The following is a 14,597-nucleotide window of genomic DNA, read 5'->3' as shown; positions in this document are numbered from 1 at the left end:
TCCGGTCCGGTCTAAAACGAAATTCGATGAATAAAGCCAAGGACCTTCGTATCGTCTTTATGGGCACGCCCGAATTTGCCGTGCCGTCGCTGCGGACGCTCGTCGCCGGTGGCTACAACGTCGTGGGTGTGGTCACATCGCCCGACAAACCCGCAGGACGCGGGCAGAAGCTCCACCAGAGCGAGGTCAAAATCGCCGCTCTGGAACTGGGAATCCCGGTATTGCAGCCCGAAAAACTCAAAGCCCCGGAGTTCGTCGAGGCCATGCAGGCGCTGCAACCCGACCTGGGTATCGTGATCGCATTCCGCATGCTGCCCGAGGTGATCTGGACCATGCCGCGGCTGGGAACCTTCAACCTCCACGCCTCGCTGCTGCCGCAGTACCGCGGAGCCGCGCCGATCAACTGGGCGATTATCAACGGCGAGACCGAAACGGGTGTCACGACGTTTCTGCTGAACCACGAAATCGACAAGGGCGGTATCATCGGACAAATCCGGGTTCCGATCCTTCCCGAAGACAATATCGGCACGCTCTACGACAAACTGATGACAACAGGCACGTCGCTGGTGACCGAGACCGTCGACCGCATTGCGGCGGGAGACATCCGGCCCATCGAACAACAGCATATCGACGAAGCGACATTGCGCCCGGCGCCGAAAATCTTCAAGGAGGATTGCCGGATAGACTGGGAAAAACCGGGCCGCGACATCGTGAATTTCGTCCGCGGGCTGTCGCCCTATCCGGCGGCATGGACCGAAATGTACCGGGAGGGCAGCGACGAGGCGTCGAGCGCCAAAATCTTCTCGGCGGCGTTCGAAGCCGCGGCTCACGGCGAAACGTGCGGCACGCTCCAGAGCGACGGGAGGACTTTTGTCCGCGTGGCGTGCGCCGACGGATGGATCGTCCCCGGCGAGTTGCAGATCGCGGGCAAGAAACGGCTTGCGGTGCACGAGCTGCTCCTGGGATGGCGCGACGTTCACCAATACCGTTTTCGCAAATAGCATGGGGCTGCAGCCTTTGCGGGACCATCTCGAATTGCAGGAGAAAGCGGCCCGGTGGTTCAGCGACAAGTGGGGTATTCCCGCTGCGGCTTATCACGCAAGCATCGGGGAGTGCATTGCCCGGAAAACCGGGATTCCGCAATGGTACGCGATACTGGACGAACGACGGGAGATCGTCGCCGGAGCCGGAGTTATCGAAAACGACTTCCACGACCGGAAGGATTTGACGCCCAATCTGTGCGCGCTCTTCGTCGAAGAGACCTGCCGGGGCAGGGGACTCGCCCGGAAGTTGCTGGATTTCATTCGGGAAGAGATGCGGGAACAGGGATTCCCGGCGCTCTACCTGGTGACCGACCTCACGGATTTTTACGAGAAATGCGACTGGCGGTTCCTGACGACCGCAACCGGAGACGACGGCAATCCGATACGGATTTACGTTACAGAATAAAAACAGAGGCTTCCTTCGGGAAGCCTCTGCTGCTTTACAATCGAAGGGATTTAAACCTTCTCGCCGAGTTTTTGTTTGATCTCCTCCTTCGGCAGCGGTTTGGTGCAGAAGAACCAGTCGTAGCACTTGGCTCCGGCAGGAACCTGCTCCTCGTCGTCGCCCTTCATCGGTACGATCACCTCGTCGCCCGGATGCCAGTCGGCTGGGAGCGCAATGCCGAAAGCATCGATGGTCTGCAAACCGACCAGCACACGCTTGATTTCGTCGAAATTGCGGCCCAGAGCCAGCGGATAGTAGATCATCGCCCGCAGGACGCCCTTCGGGTCGACAAAGAAAACGGCACGCACGGCGGCGGTCTGGCTCTCGCCCGGCTGGATCATGCCGTAGAGCGACGCAACCTTCATCGAAACGTCGTCGATAATCGGGAAGGCGACCTTTACGCCCTTCATGCCTTTGTATTCGATCTTTTCACGGATGGTCTTCAACCATGCGATATGGCTGTTGCGGCTGTCTACCGAAAGGCCGACCAACTCGCAGTTCAGGGCCCGGAACTCCTCGGTGCGGGCTCCGAACGTAAGTATTTCGGTCGTACAAATCGGTGTAAAGTCGGCAGGATGGCTGAAAAGAATCACCCATTTGCCTTTGTAATCGGCCGGGAAACTGATCTTCCCGCGCGTCGTCATCGCTTCGAATGCCGGAACCGGCTCGCCCAGCCGCGGCATCTGCTGTTCGTTCTTTTCCATAAATCAGAGTTTAAAAAGTTTAATATTCGGACTCGCAAAGTTGATGCCCCGAATATTCCATTTTCCAAGATACGACATTTATCGGTACGTTGTCCCCTGTTTTTCCCTTCTGACCCAAAAGCGTATACATAAACGGCGGATTTGATAACGTTCTGCCAGAGACCGTTACAACGTTCAGGCCTTCCGATGAAACGAAAAGGCGTCCTGCGAAGGACGCCTTTCGGTTTCAGGTATATCGCTAAAATTACCGTTTGCGGATAATCTCGCCGCCGTGGCGGATGGCTTCTTCGTTGGCCGGAAGCATCTTCCAGGCACGTTCGGGAAGCGACTTTTTCAGGCCTACCATCACGTTCTCCATCCCGACCACCGGGCGCACCTTGAGGTATCCGCCCAGAATCATCGTGTTGAACAGCTTGGCCTGGCCCATCCTGGCACATTCGGCCGTAGCGTCGATCGCGTAGACCTCGATGTCCTTGCGGACCGGATGCCGCGTGATGCCGTTCGTATCGTAAATCAGAATCCCGCCGGGCTTGACCATCGGCTCGAATTTCTCCATCGACTGCTGGTTCAGAATGATCGCCGTGTCGAACTCGTGGGCGATGGGCGACGAAATCTTCCGGTCGGAGAGGATCACCGTCACGTTGGCCGTGCCGCCGCGCATTTCGGGGCCGTAGGAGGGCATCCACGTCACCTCGAAATCCTGCATCACGCCCGAGTAAGCCAGTATTTTTCCCATCGAGAGGACGCCCTGTCCTCCGAATCCTGCAATTATCAACGTCTCTTTCATAGCCTTACTCTTTTTTTACGTCCTTGATATCGCCCAGCGGATAGTAGGGCAGCATGTTCTCGGCAAGCCAGTCGTTCGAAGCCACGGGCGAAAGTTTCCAGCCGCTGTTGCAGGTCGAGACGACCTCCACGAGCGAGAAACCGTTTCCGGCCATCGAATTTTCGAACGCCTTGCGGATCGCCTTCTTACATTTGCGTACGTTGGCCGCCGTATGCACGCTCTGGCGTGTGATGTAAGTCGTACCGTCGAGGTGGGCCATCATTTCGGCGATCTTGTAGGGATAGCCGTTCAGGCGCGGGTCGCGGCCATAGGGGGTCGTCGCGGTCTTCATGCCCACGAGCGTCGTCGGGGCCATCTGCCCGCCGGTCATGCCGTAGATCGCATTGTTGATATAGATAGCCACGACATTCTCGCCGCGCGCCGCCGCATGGATCGACTCCGCCGTGCCGATGGCCGACAGGTCGCCGTCGCCCTGGTAGGTGAATACCAGGTTATTCGGCCACAAGCGCTTCACGGCCGTAGCCACGGCCAGCGCACGGCCGTGCGCCGCCTCGATCCAGTCGATGTCGATATAGTTGTAGGCGAATACCGAGCAGCCCACGGGCGAAACGCCCACGGTCTTCTCTTCGAGGCCCATCTCCTCGACGACCTCGGCGATGAGTTTATGCACCGTGCCATGGCTGCAACCGGGGCAATAGTGCATGACATTATCGGTAATGAGTTTCGGTTTTGCGTAAACCAGATTCTCCTTCTTCATTTCAACCTCTGCCATCGTCTTCTACTTTTTAATCAGTTTTTCCTTGAGCGCTTCGAGGACTTCATCCGGGTTGAACAGCATGCCGCCCTGACGGCCGTAATGCTCGACGGGAGCCTTGCCGTTCACGGCCAGACGCACATCCTCGACCATCTGCCCGGCATTGAGCTCGGCCGAGAGGAATCCCTTCACCCCGCGGGCTGCCAGTTCGGCTAATTTCTTCTTGGGGAAAGGGTAGAGCGTGATCGGGCGCAGCAGGCCGACCTTCAGGCCCTCGGCGCGGGCCATTTCGACCGTCGCCGAGCAGATGCGGGCCGACGAACCGAACGCCACGATGACGTAATCGGCATCGTCGCACTCGATGGCTTCGTAACGCACCTCGTTCTCTTCGAGCGCCTTGTATTTGTCCTGAAGGCGTTTGTTGATGACCTCCATCTTCTCGGACTGCAATTCGAGCGAGGTCACGATGTTGCGCGGACGGCCGGCAGGTTTGCCCTGCGTAGCCCACGAACCGCACTCGGCCTTCAACTCCTCGTCGGTCTTGCGCGGACGCTGGGGTGCGAGCACCACCTTCTCCATCATCTGTCCGATGGCGCCGTCGGCGAGGATCAGCGCCGGATTGCGGTATTTGAATGCGAGGTCGAAAGCCTCGAACACATGGTCGTGCATCTCCTGCACCGAATTGGGAGCCAATACGATCAGGTGGAAGTCGCCGTGGCCGCCGCCCTTGCAGGCCTGGAAATAGTCGCCCTGCGAAGGCTGGATCGTACCCAGACCCGGGCCGCCGCGCTGCACGTTGACGATCAGGCAGGGCAGTTCGGCGCCGGCCAAATAGCTCAGCCCCTCCGACATCAGGCTGATGCCGGGGCTGGACGACGAGGTCATCACCCGTTTTCCGCTCGAAGCGCCGCCGTAGACCATGTTGATCGAAGATATCTCCGATTCGGCCTGCAGCACGACCATACCCGTCGTCTCCCACGGTTTGAGTTCCATCAATGTCTCCATCACCTCCGACTGCGGGGTAATGGGGTAGCCGAAATATCCGTCGCAACCGTAGCGAATCGCCGCATGGGCGATCACTTCGTTGCCTTTCATCAGTTTCACTTCCTTCTCTGCCATAGCTTACTCGAATTTTTGACGATAAACCGTAATGCAGCTATCCGGACAAATCACCGCGCAGGAGGCACAGCCCGTACACGCATCGGGATTGGCCATCCACGAAACGGGATAGCCCTTGCTGTTCACCTCGGCCGACAGTGCAAGCACGTCGCACGGACACACGGATACACAGACCCCGCACCCCTTGCAGCGCTCCTTGTCGACAACGATTGTTCCTTTGATTTTTGCCATAACGTCCTAATATTGATAAGTTGCTTACAAATATACGAAATAATCGGATAAAACCCGTCCGGATTGCAACATTTCTTTCGGCAGAAACGACAAACAAGAAGCAGGGTATCCGCATCCGGGCCTGCGAACTCCCTGCATACAAAACCGTTCGGCCGTCACTCGGCCTTCGGGTCGGAACCGTATTTATTTTCGCCCTGCATGCCAGGCGTACAGAACCAAACGAGAAAGACGATGCCCCAAACCAGAAATACCAGGCCGCCGCCACACAGCAGCACCAGCAATCCGACGGGCAGCGAACTGCCCCCGCTGTTCAGAACACTCAGCACACTCGAAAATCCCATAAAGAACAGGGCCATAAACCAAACGAAGCCCAACGCATAATACCATACCACAACGGCGCCGCCGCGACCGATATCGTGCAAACGGCGCACCATTACGGATAGCTGGAGAACGAGCATATACAGTGATAAAAGCCATTTTATCGGGGTGAAAGTCGGACTGAAAAGCAACATGTCCAGAATATTCGCAACCACCAGTAAAATAAAGGAAAAGAGTATGAAATACCAATACTCCTTCCGGCGGGCGCGCCCTTCGAAATTCGCATAATCGGGGCCGAGGCATTTGAGGAACCATTTCATGACAGGGTAAATTTAAGGGGTTGATTTGCATATAAAGATAGTAAAAAATGCGTATTCCGACGCATCCGGAAGCCTGAATTTTGCACAACATCCGGTTTTTCGACGCGTAGGCCCACCAAATACACACAAATCACAGTACTGTTCGAACTGTGGCAAACAGATTGCCGACAATGTGCCCTGCCTGCGGTACGACTGCCCAATATGGCCCCGCCAACGCCAGCGACAAGGACTGGCTCACGACGCTGCCGCTCTGCCTCTTCCTCGGAGGGCCTGCCTCCTGGCAATTCCGGCCGAACGGATCATGCACGGGCATTCGATTTGCCTGTTCCGCAACCTGTTCGGTACGGAGTGTTACGGGTGCGGAATGACGCGGGCGCTTTTCTCACTGCTGCACCTCGATTTCGGGGCGGCGTGGGGATATAACCGGCTGGCGATCGTCGCAGCGCCGCTGCTGGCATACCTCTATCTGAAAGAAGTCCTAAAAACGACCGGAGAGCCTTTGAGCTCTCCGATTGTTTTTTACTCCGTAACAGCCTTGGGATCGGGTCCGTACTTGTTATCGCCCGGCGTTCCCGGCGTGCAAAACCATACCAGGAAGAAGATCGCCCAGACCAGGATGCCTAAAAATCCAAGCCCCATAATCACGCCGAGAAGATCCGGTATATTGGCCATGAAAATAACAAGGCAGAGGATAGCCAGGACAACCCATGCGACCACAACAATATAATACCACATAAGTTTCTTGCCGCTACGGTCCGTATCGTGCAGGCGGCGCACCGAGACGGCGAGGTTGGGCAGGAAGATAAAGAGGGAGAAGAGCGTCGAAAAGATAGATAACTTCGACCCGCTTAATACGTCAGCCCCAAACAGGAGCAGATCCACAAGATAAAACACCACAGTAAAAATAGTTGCGAACAGGACAAAATTCCAATATTCCGCCCGGCGTGCACGTCCACTGAAGTTCACATAATTCCGAATACCTTTGATAAACCATTTCATAAAATAAGAATTTAGTTTGTTTGAAACGGTGTAAAGATCGGGAGTAATTTCCGGTGTTCGGTTATCCAAAACGCTCAAAAAGTTATCCTGCCAGGGTACATGCCATTTCCCCGCTTTACCGACCCGCACCGGGACGATTCGACCCGGAAAGAAAAGAGAAGCCGGGGCAGACATATCAGTGATATGTCTGCCCCGGCTTTGCAAGGGATATGCGGCAACCGCGGTCGCAATAACCGAAAACTATTCGAAAGAGTGGATCACGACACCGGAGCGCAGCTTCGGTTCGAACCACGTAGTCTTCGGCGGCATGATGTTGCCCGTGTCGGCGATGTTGATCAGTTGCTGCATCGAGACAGGGTAGAGGGCGAAGGCCGCCTTCATCTCCCCGCTGTCCACCCGGCGCTTCAACTCGCCGAGGCCCCGGATACCACCCACGAAGTCGATTCGTTTCGAGGTACGCAGGTCCTTGATGTCCAGAACTTTGTCGAGGACCAGATTCGACAGCACCGTAACGTCCAGCACGCCGATCGGGTCGTTGTCGTCGTACGTCCCCGGCTTGGCTGTCAGACTGTACCAGCGGCCTTCGAGGTACATCGAGAAATTGTGGAGGGCCACAGGGCGGTACTCCTCCGTGCCTTTATCCTCGACTGTGAACGACTCTTTCAGCTTTTCGAGAAGTTCGGCGGGCGTCAGGCCGTTCAGGTCCTTCACCACGCGGTTGTAGTCGATGATGCGGAGCTGGTTGGCCGGAAAGGTCACGGCAAGGAAATAACAATACTCCTCACAACCCGTATGCCCCGGATTATTGGCGCGGCACTCCTGTCCCACACGCGCAGCGGCGGCCGTGCGGTGATGTCCGTCGGCAACATAGAGCGCCGGAATGCCCGCAAAAATCTCTGTAATGCGGTCGTTGGTCTTCTTGTCGCGGATCACCCACAACTGGTGTCCGAAGCCGTCGTCGGCCGTGAAATCGTACTCCGGAGCGTTGTTTTTCACCACGTCGGCGACAATGGCGTCGATCTCGGCATCGTCGGGATAAGCGAAGAACACCGGTTCGATATTGGCTTTCTGGTTGCGCACGTGGATCATGCGGTCCTCCTCCTTGTCGGGACGCGTCAGTTCGTGCTTCTTGATGGCTCCCGAAAGGTAATCCTCGAAATGGCAGCACATCGCAAGGCCGTACTGCGTGCGGCCGTCCATCGTCTGCGCGTATATATAATAGTACTCTTCGGGGTCCTGGCGGAGCCAGCCTTCGGACTGCCATTTGCGGAAATTCTCAACCGCTTTGTCGTAAACGGGCTGCGAATGCTCGTCGGCGATAGGCTCGAAGTCGATCTCGGGTTTGATGATGTGCAGCAGCGAACGCTCCGTGGCCTCGGATTTCGCCTCGGCGGAGTTGAGCACATCGTAAGGGCGCGAAGCCACCTCAGGAGCGTGCTCCTTCGGGGGACGGACTGCGCGGAAAGGTTTGATACGTACCATATAGTTATCGTTTTAAGTAAAAAAGGCGGGCGTTTCCGCACCCGCCTTCTTTCATAGATTATCGACTATTTGTTGACCTGGAAACGGGTGTTGCCGTTTTTCAGGAAATCCACGATCTGGCTGGCTGCCGCAAGACCCGCGTTGATATTGGCCTCGGCGGTCTCGGCGCCCATCTTCTTCGCCGTAGCGAAAACCCGCTTGCCGAACTTCTCGTCCAGCTCGGCCTGATTGCCGGCGGCGATGTCGGTGATGTATTTCAGGTCCTCGCGTTCGGTCATGGCACGCACTACACCCGCTTCGTCGATCACCTCCTTACGGGCGGTATTCACCAGCGTCGCACCCTTGGGCATCGACATCAGCAGATCATACCCGATCGAGCCTTTGGTCTCGGCCGTGGCGGGAATGTGCAGCGAAAGAAAGTCGGAAACCTTGTACAGTTCCTCGACCGTCGCCACCTTCTTCACGCCGTCGGCTTCGAAAACCGCATCGTCGGTGATGAACGGATCGAAAGCGACAACATTCATGCCGAGCGCCTTTCCCTTGCGGCCTACCAGCTTGCCGACATTGCCGTAGGCGTGGATGCCGAGGGTCTTGCCCTGGATTTCGGAACCCGTACCCGGGGTAAAGCGGTTGCGCGACATGTAGACCATCATGGCCAGCGCCAGCTCAGCGACAGCGTTGGAGTTCTGTCCCGGGGTGTTCATCACCACGATGCCCCGCGCCGAAGCGGCCGCGAGGTCCACGTTGTCATACCCCGCACCGGCACGTACCACGATCTTGAGGTTTTTAGCCGCTGCAATGACCTCGGCAGTCACCTTGTCGCTGCGGATAATCAGCGCGTCCACATCGGCTACGGCTTCGAGCAGTTGGCTCTTGTCGGTATATTTTTCGAGCAGCGCCAGTTCGTATCCGGCGTCCTCCACGATCTTACGGATTCCGTCCACGGCCTTTTTGGCGAAGGGTTTCTCCGTTGCAACCAGTATTTTCATAGTTTCGATCAATGACGTGAAATAAATATCCTGTTCTTTTTTTGTCTCCCGCATAAACGGGACGATCGTCGGACACATAAATTATTTCTTATGCGTCTGGGCGAACTCCTGCATGCAGGCCACCAACGCCTCGACGCTCTCCTTCGGGAGGGCGTTGTAGCACGAAGCGCGGAAACCGCCTACCAGACGGTGGCCCTTGATGCCGACCATGCCGCGGCCCTTGGCAAAAGCCATGAACTCGTCGGCCAGGCCTTCGTAACCCTCGGCCATCACGAAGCAGATGTTCATCAGCGAGCGGTCCTCCTTCACGGCCGTACCGCGGAACAACGGGTTGCGGTCGATTTCGTCGTAAAGCAGGGCGGCCTTCTCCTTGTTGCGGCGGTAAATTTCCGGAACGCCGCCGATCGACTTGAGCCACTTGAGGGTCTCCTTGAGCACGAAGATCGGGAACACGGGAGGCGTATTGAACATCGAGTCGTTGTCGACATGGGTACGGAACGACATCATCGTCGGCAGGTCGCGCACGATCTTGTCGAGCATGTCCTCGCGGATGATGGCGAACGCCACGCCGGCAGGAGCCAGGTTCTTCTGCGCGCCGCCGTAGATCATGGCGTATTTCGAAACATCGAGCGGACGCGAAAGAATGTCGGACGACATGTCGGCGATCAGGGGTACGGGCGACGAGAGGTCCTCGTGGTACTCCGTACCGTAGATCGTATTATTAGAGGTAATATGCAGATAATCCAGATCGGCCGGAATCGCGAAACCCTTGGGAATGTAGGTGAAATTCTTATCCTCGGACGAAGCCAGCACTTCAACTTCGCCGTAACGTTTCGCCTCCTTGATGGCCTTCTTCGCCCAGACACCCGTATTCACATAACCTGCCTTCTTACCCAGGAAGTTAGCGGGAATCTCAAAGAAATAGGTACTAGCACCGCCGCCCAGATAGATGATCTTGTAGTTGTCGGGAATGTGGAGCAACTCGCGGAAAAGGGCGTCGGCCTCGGCCATCACGTCCTCGAAATCCTTCGTCCGGTGCGAGATCGAAAGCAGCGAAAGACCCGATCCGTTGAAATCGAGAATTGCCTTGGCTGCATTTTCGATGACCTCGTCCGCCAGAATGGAAGGTCCCGCATTGAAATTGTGCTTTTTCATAATAATTTCGTATGTGATTTGAATGATCTAACTCCTAACTGTTAGTTTACTAACACAAATATAATTAAAAAAATTTTATAATTACAAAGATAGCCAAATAAATTTCACTCGACGCCAATAATACGTCTATTTTTGGATAGTTTTTATTAATTTTGCCGGGAATAAACCCCGGCCCGGGCAGCCCGCGCTACCTTTGCCGAAACTTAAGATCATCGTCTATGGTAAAATCCATGACCGGCTTCGGCAAAAGCGAAGCCACACTCCAGAATAAGAAAATTTCGGTCGAAATCCGCTCCCTGAACTCCAAGCAGCTGGACCTCGGGCTGCGGCTCCCGGCCGTTTACCGCCAGTCGGAATACGAAATCCGCAACGTCATTGCCCGCACGATCCAGCGGGGCAAGGTCGACGTTTTCGTCAACGTCGAGTCCCAGGCCGTCGAAACGTCGGCCCGCATCAACCGCGAGGTATTCCGCGAATACCTCCGCCAGATGACCGACACGCTCGCGTTCTCGGGCATCGACGCCGACTACGACGCCATCGTTCCGGTGATCATGCGCCTTCCGGACGTGGTGGCCACCGAAACCGAGGCCATTCCCGAAGAAGAGCACGCCGCGCTGATTGCAGCCGTGGAGGCCGCCGCAGCCCAGCTGGACGCCTTCCGCGCGCAGGAGGGCGCCATCCTGATCGCCGACCTGCTGCGCCGCGTGGAACTGATCGAGCAATACAAGGAAGAGGTCGTACCGTTCGAGAAGGCCCGTACCGAAACGGTCAAGGCCCGTATTCTGGACAACCTTTCGAAACTGGCCGTCGACGTGGACCGCAACCGGCTGGAGCAGGAGATGATTTTCTACCTCGAAAAACTCGACATCACCGAGGAGAAAGTACGCCTCACCAACCACTGCAACTACTTCCGCGAAGTCGCCTCCGCCGAGGAGGGCGCCGGCCGTAAACTGGGTTTCATCGCCCAGGAAATGGGCCGCGAAATCAACACCATGGGATCGAAGGCCAACGAACCGAACATCCAGATCCTCGTCGTCAAGATGAAGGACGAGCTGGAGAAGATCAAGGAACAGGTACTGAACATATTATAAAGCATATAACCGTTCGCATCGAAAAGCAGCCCGGCCGGCCGTACTCACGGCTTTCAGCCGTGTATGCAAGTCTGACCCTCCCCTAAATCCCCTCCTCGGAGGGGACTTAATGCCGCTTTGCGGCAAGCCGGGAGACCTGGCGCCGATGCGGAACAACACATTCGCAATGGGTAAGGTAATCATATTTTCAGCCCCGAGCGGGTCGGGCAAGACCACTATCGTCCGCCAGTTGCTGGAACGCTATCCGCAGCTCGAATTTTCCATTTCGGCGACCAGCCGCGCACCCCGCGGCCAGGAACGCGACGGAGTGGATTACTACTTCTTTTCGCACGAAGAGTTCATGAAGGCCGTGGCCGAAAATCGCTTCGTAGAGTGGGAGGAGGTTTACAAGGGAACCTGTTACGGAACGCTGCGCAGCGAAGTGGAACGCATCTGGTCCAAGGGCCACGTGATCGTCTTCGATGTCGACGTGATCGGCGGCATCAACCTCAAGCGCATTTTCGGCGACGACGCCTGCTCGATGTTCATCATGCCGCCCTCGGTCGAGGAACTGCGCCGCAGGCTCGTTGCCCGCGGCACGGACGCCCCGGAGGTGATCGACCGCCGCGTGGCCAAAGCCGAGTTCGAACTGACGAAGGCCCCGGAATTCGATCACGTGATCGTCAACGACTGCCTCGACGACGCCGTATGCGGCACATGCAACGTCCTCGACCAATTCATTATGCGGTAGGATGAAACGCGTCATGCTTTACTTCGGGTCGTTCAACCCCGTGCACAAAGGCCACATCGCGCTGGCGGAATATGCCGTCACGCAGGACCTTTGCGACGAGGTCGTGCTCGTCGTTTCACCCCGGAGTCCCTACAAGGAGGCCGCGGAACTGGCTCCCGAAATGGACCGTTTCGAGATGGCCGAGATCGCCTGTGCAGCCTCGGAATACCCGGACAAAATCAAACCTTCGGCCATAGAGTTTCTGCTCCCGAAGCCCTCATACACAATAGATACCCTGCGTTACCTCCAGCAAAACTTCGGGTCGGAGATGCAATTTTCGATCCTGATGGGCAGCGACCAGATCGCACGGCTCGACGGCTGGAAAGAGTATGAAAAAATCCTCGAATATCCCGTTTACGTCTACCCGCGCCGCGGCGAGCCCGCCGCCGGGTTCGAAGGCCGTATCACGGTGCTCGAAAACGCTCCGTTGCAGGATTTTTCTTCGACCGACGTTCGCGAACGGATCGGGCGGGGCGAAGACATCGGCGGAATGCTCGACGAAGGCGTCGCCGCCTATATCCGCCGCAAAGGGCTGTGGAGCCCCGCGGTGCGCATTATGACCCTCACGGCACAACTCGCAGCCGATCCGGAGAACACGGCGCTCTACATCGAGCGCGGAAAACTCCATTACCGGATGGGGGAGTGGGGCCCGGCCCTCAACGACTTCAACAGCGTGCTGCGTATCGATGCGGAACACGTCGAAGCGCAGCAGTTCGCCCAAATGGTGCAGGAGATACTCGAATTCCGATACAAAGACATCTACAATCCCTGAAATAGAACAGAATGACACGCCTGAAGATAGCCCTCCTGGCGGGCGGAGACTCGCCCGAACGGGAAATAGCCCTCCAGAGCGCCGCCCAGATCGAAGCGGCCCTCGACCACACGAAATACGACATCACGGTCATCGACCTCCATCACCGCGACTGGCACTATACGGCGCCCGACGGCCGCATGTGGCAGGTCGACAAGAACGACTTTTCGATTACGATAGACGGCGCACACAAGGTGTTCGACTATGCGCTGATCATCATCCACGGCACGCCCGGCGAGGACGGCAAGTTACAAGGATACCTCGACATGATGGGCGTTCCCTATTCGTCGTGCTCGATGACCTCGTCGGTCATCACGTTCGACAAGATCACCACCAAACGGACGCTCGCAGGGCGCGTCAACCTCGCCCGCGAGGTGTTCCTGCGGCGCGGCGAAGCATTCGATGCGGAAAAGATCGTCGCAGAACTGGGCATGCCCCTGTTCGTGAAACCCAATGCCAACGGCTCGTCGTTCGGCGTGACGAAAGTGCACGCCCCGGAGGAGTTCGCCGCGGCCGTCGACGCGGCATTCGCCCAGGGCGATGAAATCCTCGTCGAAGAGTGCATCACGGGGCGCGAAATGGGTTGCGGCATGCTGATCGCCGGAGGAAAGGAGTATGTTTTCCCGATCACGGAGATCGTCTCCAAGAAAGACTTTTTCGATTACCAGGCCAAGTATACTGCCGGATATTCCGACGAAATCACCCCTGCGGACATCACGCCCGAAGTAAAGGCCGAACTGAACCGCATGACGCGCGAAGCCTACCGGACCTGCCGCTGCTCGGGAGTCGTAAGGGTCGATTTCATCGTAACCCCTTCGGGAAAGCCCTATTTCATCGAGTTGAACTCGATTCCCGGCATGAGCGGGGGCAGCATCGTCCCCAAGCAGGCCCGCGAAATGGGTATGTCGCTCGGGGAATTGTATGACATCATCATCGCTGACACGTGCCGCAAATGATTGAGATCGACGATAAAATCGTAAGCGCCGACCTGCTGCGCGAGTGTTTCGCCTGCGACATCGCGCAATGCAAAGGAATCTGTTGCGTCGAAGGCAACGCCGGGGCGCCGCTCGAAGCCGAAGAGGTCGAGATACTCGAACGCGAATATCCGGCTTACAAGCCCTACATGACGCCCGAAGGCATCGAGGCCGTCGAACGGCAGGGATTCATGGTTATCGACGAAGACGGCGATTTGACGACACCGCTCGTCGGCGACGCCGAATGCGCCTACACCTACGAAGAGAACGGAATAACGCTCTGCGCCGTCGAGAAGGCGTGGATGGAGGGCAAGACCGCCTTCCGCAAACCGATTTCATGCCACCTCTATCCCATCCGCGTGATGCGTTTTTCGAACGGTACGGTGGGGCTTAACTACCACCGCTGGTCGGTGTGCGCACCCGCCCGGAAATGCGGCGCCAAGCTGGGCATCCCGGTCTACAAAGCCCTCCGGGAGCCGATTATCCGCCGCTTCGGCGAGGAGTTTTACAAGGCGCTGGAGACAGCCGAAGATTTACTGCGCAAACAATAACGTTGGCGAGGCGGCCAACAGGGCCGGCGGCAGCGACAACGTCACGGCGGTCGTC

The 14,597-nt window shown here is 57.0% G+C and carries 17 protein-coding genes and 1 pseudogene; 8 read left to right on the top strand and 10 right to left on the bottom strand.

The window, feature by feature from the left end; all coding sequences use genetic code 11:
• Nucleotides 1-26: 26 nt before the first annotated feature.
• Together fmt and I2E69_RS06815 are read left to right on the top strand one after the other, a co-directional pair.
• Nucleotides 27-1,001: a methionyl-tRNA formyltransferase gene (fmt, locus tag I2E69_RS06820; protein ID WP_195460226.1), complete on the top strand. Its 975-nt coding sequence runs from the start codon at nucleotides 27-29 to the stop codon at nucleotides 999-1,001.
• Between the two features lies 1 nt (nucleotide 1,002).
• Complete coding sequence (locus I2E69_RS06815) at nucleotides 1,003-1,449, top strand: GNAT family N-acetyltransferase (protein WP_195460225.1); 447 nt, start codon at nucleotides 1,003-1,005, stop codon at nucleotides 1,447-1,449.
• A gap of 50 nt (nucleotides 1,450-1,499) precedes the next feature.
• Here the strand turns inward: I2E69_RS06815 and I2E69_RS06810 are convergent, their stop codons facing one another.
• From I2E69_RS06810 to I2E69_RS06785, 6 genes are all read right to left on the bottom strand, one after another.
• Nucleotides 1,500-2,192 (bottom strand): peroxiredoxin, encoded by a 693-nt coding sequence (locus tag I2E69_RS06810; RefSeq protein WP_195460223.1) that lies wholly within the window; start codon nucleotides 2,190-2,192, stop codon nucleotides 1,500-1,502.
• A 244-nt stretch (nucleotides 2,193-2,436) separates the two neighbouring features.
• A complete protein-coding gene (locus tag I2E69_RS06805) occupies nucleotides 2,437-2,979 on the bottom strand; it encodes a 2-oxoacid:acceptor oxidoreductase family protein (RefSeq protein WP_195460221.1) in 543 nt (180 codons plus the stop codon).
• Between the two features lie 4 nt (nucleotides 2,980-2,983).
• Nucleotides 2,984-3,751 (bottom strand): thiamine pyrophosphate-dependent enzyme, encoded by a 768-nt coding sequence (locus I2E69_RS06800; RefSeq protein ID WP_195460219.1) that lies wholly within the window; start codon nucleotides 3,749-3,751, stop codon nucleotides 2,984-2,986.
• 6 nt (nucleotides 3,752-3,757) lie between these two features.
• Nucleotides 3,758-4,852: a 3-methyl-2-oxobutanoate dehydrogenase subunit VorB gene (locus I2E69_RS06795; RefSeq protein WP_195460217.1), complete on the bottom strand. Its 1,095-nt coding sequence runs from the start codon at nucleotides 4,850-4,852 to the stop codon at nucleotides 3,758-3,760.
• Between the two features lie 3 nt (nucleotides 4,853-4,855).
• On the bottom strand, nucleotides 4,856-5,083 hold the full coding sequence (locus tag I2E69_RS06790; RefSeq protein WP_195460215.1) for a 4Fe-4S dicluster domain-containing protein: 228 nt from the start codon (nucleotides 5,081-5,083) through the stop codon (nucleotides 4,856-4,858).
• A 155-nt stretch (nucleotides 5,084-5,238) separates the two neighbouring features.
• The gene (locus I2E69_RS06785) at nucleotides 5,239-5,721 is read right to left on the bottom strand and encodes a DUF805 domain-containing protein (protein WP_195460213.1); all 483 of its coding nucleotides are present in this window, start codon (nucleotides 5,719-5,721) and stop codon (nucleotides 5,239-5,241) included.
• 301 nt (nucleotides 5,722-6,022) lie between these two features.
• Between I2E69_RS06785 and I2E69_RS15440 the strand changes: the two are divergent.
• Nucleotides 6,023-6,175 (top strand): annotated as a pseudogene (locus I2E69_RS15440) (DUF2752 domain-containing protein); the annotation flags it as partial.
• Between the two features lie 65 nt (nucleotides 6,176-6,240).
• Here the strand turns inward: I2E69_RS15440 and I2E69_RS06780 are convergent.
• The 4 genes from I2E69_RS06780 to serC all read right to left on the bottom strand — a co-directional run bounded on the left by I2E69_RS06780 (nucleotide 6,241) and on the right by serC (nucleotide 10,346).
• Nucleotides 6,241-6,720, bottom strand: a complete 480-nt coding sequence (locus tag I2E69_RS06780; RefSeq protein ID WP_195460212.1) for a DUF805 domain-containing protein — start codon at nucleotides 6,718-6,720, stop codon at nucleotides 6,241-6,243.
• A gap of 240 nt (nucleotides 6,721-6,960) precedes the next feature.
• A complete protein-coding gene (locus tag I2E69_RS06775) occupies nucleotides 6,961-8,202 on the bottom strand; it encodes a DUF1015 domain-containing protein (protein WP_195460210.1) in 1,242 nt (413 codons plus the stop codon).
• Nucleotides 8,203-8,267: 65 nt separating this feature from the next.
• Nucleotides 8,268-9,191, bottom strand: a complete 924-nt coding sequence (locus I2E69_RS06770) for a 3-phosphoglycerate dehydrogenase (RefSeq protein WP_195460208.1) — start codon at nucleotides 9,189-9,191, stop codon at nucleotides 8,268-8,270.
• Between the two features lie 81 nt (nucleotides 9,192-9,272).
• A complete protein-coding gene (gene serC / locus I2E69_RS06765; RefSeq protein WP_195460206.1) occupies nucleotides 9,273-10,346 on the bottom strand; it encodes a 3-phosphoserine/phosphohydroxythreonine transaminase in 1,074 nt (357 codons plus the stop codon).
• Nucleotides 10,347-10,576: 230 nt separating this feature from the next.
• On the opposite strand from serC, the gene I2E69_RS06760 reads away from it, so the two are divergent.
• The 5 genes from I2E69_RS06760 (at nucleotide 10,577) to I2E69_RS06740 (ending at nucleotide 14,542) form a co-directional block, all read left to right on the top strand.
• Entirely contained in the window at nucleotides 10,577-11,437 is an 861-nt protein-coding gene (locus tag I2E69_RS06760) for a YicC/YloC family endoribonuclease (protein ID WP_195460917.1), read from the top strand.
• Nucleotides 11,438-11,603: 166 nt separating this feature from the next.
• On the top strand, nucleotides 11,604-12,167 hold the full coding sequence (gene gmk / locus I2E69_RS06755) for a guanylate kinase (RefSeq protein WP_195460204.1): 564 nt from the start codon (nucleotides 11,604-11,606) through the stop codon (nucleotides 12,165-12,167).
• A gap of 1 nt (nucleotide 12,168) precedes the next feature.
• On the top strand, nucleotides 12,169-12,978 hold the full coding sequence (gene nadD, locus I2E69_RS06750) for a nicotinate (nicotinamide) nucleotide adenylyltransferase (protein WP_195460203.1): 810 nt from the start codon (nucleotides 12,169-12,171) through the stop codon (nucleotides 12,976-12,978).
• An 11-nt stretch (nucleotides 12,979-12,989) separates the two neighbouring features.
• Nucleotides 12,990-13,973, top strand: a complete 984-nt coding sequence (locus tag I2E69_RS06745; protein ID WP_195460201.1) for a D-alanine--D-alanine ligase family protein — start codon at nucleotides 12,990-12,992, stop codon at nucleotides 13,971-13,973.
• The gene (locus I2E69_RS06740; RefSeq protein WP_195460199.1) at nucleotides 13,970-14,542 is read left to right on the top strand and encodes a DUF3109 family protein; all 573 of its coding nucleotides are present in this window, start codon (nucleotides 13,970-13,972) and stop codon (nucleotides 14,540-14,542) included. Before I2E69_RS06745 ends, I2E69_RS06740 begins: the two co-directional genes overlap by 4 nt.
• Nucleotides 14,543-14,597: the final 55 nt, after the last annotated feature.

It is taken from the genome of Alistipes sp. D31t1_170403_E11 (assembly GCF_015553985.1).
GTDB classification, from domain to species: Bacteria; Bacteroidota; Bacteroidia; order Bacteroidales; family Rikenellaceae; genus Alistipes; species Alistipes montrealensis.
Note: the sequence above shows the minus strand (reverse complement) of the source record. Positions and strands in the feature narration are given on the sequence as shown.

Bases quoted from the DNA above. Each gene is read 5' to 3' on its own strand.
- fmt (WP_195460226.1), top strand. From the start codon at position 27: ATGAATAAAGCCAAGGACCTTCGTATCGTCTTTATGGGCACGCCCGAA.
- I2E69_RS06815 (WP_195460225.1), top strand. From the start codon at position 1,003: ATGGGGCTGCAGCCTTTGCGGGACCATCTCGAATTGCAGGAGAAAGCG.
- I2E69_RS06810 (WP_195460223.1), bottom strand. From the start codon at position 2,192: ATGGAAAAGAACGAACAGCAGATGCCGCGGCTGGGCGAGCCGGTTCCG.
- I2E69_RS06805 (WP_195460221.1), bottom strand. From the start codon at position 2,979: ATGAAAGAGACGTTGATAATTGCAGGATTCGGAGGACAGGGCGTCCTC.
- I2E69_RS06800 (WP_195460219.1), bottom strand. From the start codon at position 3,751: ATGGCAGAGGTTGAAATGAAGAAGGAGAATCTGGTTTACGCAAAACCG.
- I2E69_RS06795 (WP_195460217.1), bottom strand. From the start codon at position 4,852: ATGGCAGAGAAGGAAGTGAAACTGATGAAAGGCAACGAAGTGATCGCC.
- I2E69_RS06790 (WP_195460215.1), bottom strand. From the start codon at position 5,083: ATGGCAAAAATCAAAGGAACAATCGTTGTCGACAAGGAGCGCTGCAAG.
- I2E69_RS06785 (WP_195460213.1), bottom strand. From the start codon at position 5,721: ATGAAATGGTTCCTCAAATGCCTCGGCCCCGATTATGCGAATTTCGAA.
- I2E69_RS06780 (WP_195460212.1), bottom strand. From the start codon at position 6,720: ATGAAATGGTTTATCAAAGGTATTCGGAATTATGTGAACTTCAGTGGA.
- I2E69_RS06775 (WP_195460210.1), bottom strand. From the start codon at position 8,202: ATGGTACGTATCAAACCTTTCCGCGCAGTCCGTCCCCCGAAGGAGCAC.
- I2E69_RS06770 (WP_195460208.1), bottom strand. From the start codon at position 9,191: ATGAAAATACTGGTTGCAACGGAGAAACCCTTCGCCAAAAAGGCCGTG.
- serC (WP_195460206.1), bottom strand. From the start codon at position 10,346: ATGAAAAAGCACAATTTCAATGCGGGACCTTCCATTCTGGCGGACGAG.
- I2E69_RS06760 (WP_195460917.1), top strand. From the start codon at position 10,577: ATGACCGGCTTCGGCAAAAGCGAAGCCACACTCCAGAATAAGAAAATT.
- gmk (WP_195460204.1), top strand. From the start codon at position 11,604: ATGGGTAAGGTAATCATATTTTCAGCCCCGAGCGGGTCGGGCAAGACC.
- nadD (WP_195460203.1), top strand. From the start codon at position 12,169: ATGAAACGCGTCATGCTTTACTTCGGGTCGTTCAACCCCGTGCACAAA.
- I2E69_RS06745 (WP_195460201.1), top strand. From the start codon at position 12,990: ATGACACGCCTGAAGATAGCCCTCCTGGCGGGCGGAGACTCGCCCGAA.
- I2E69_RS06740 (WP_195460199.1), top strand. From the start codon at position 13,970: ATGATTGAGATCGACGATAAAATCGTAAGCGCCGACCTGCTGCGCGAG.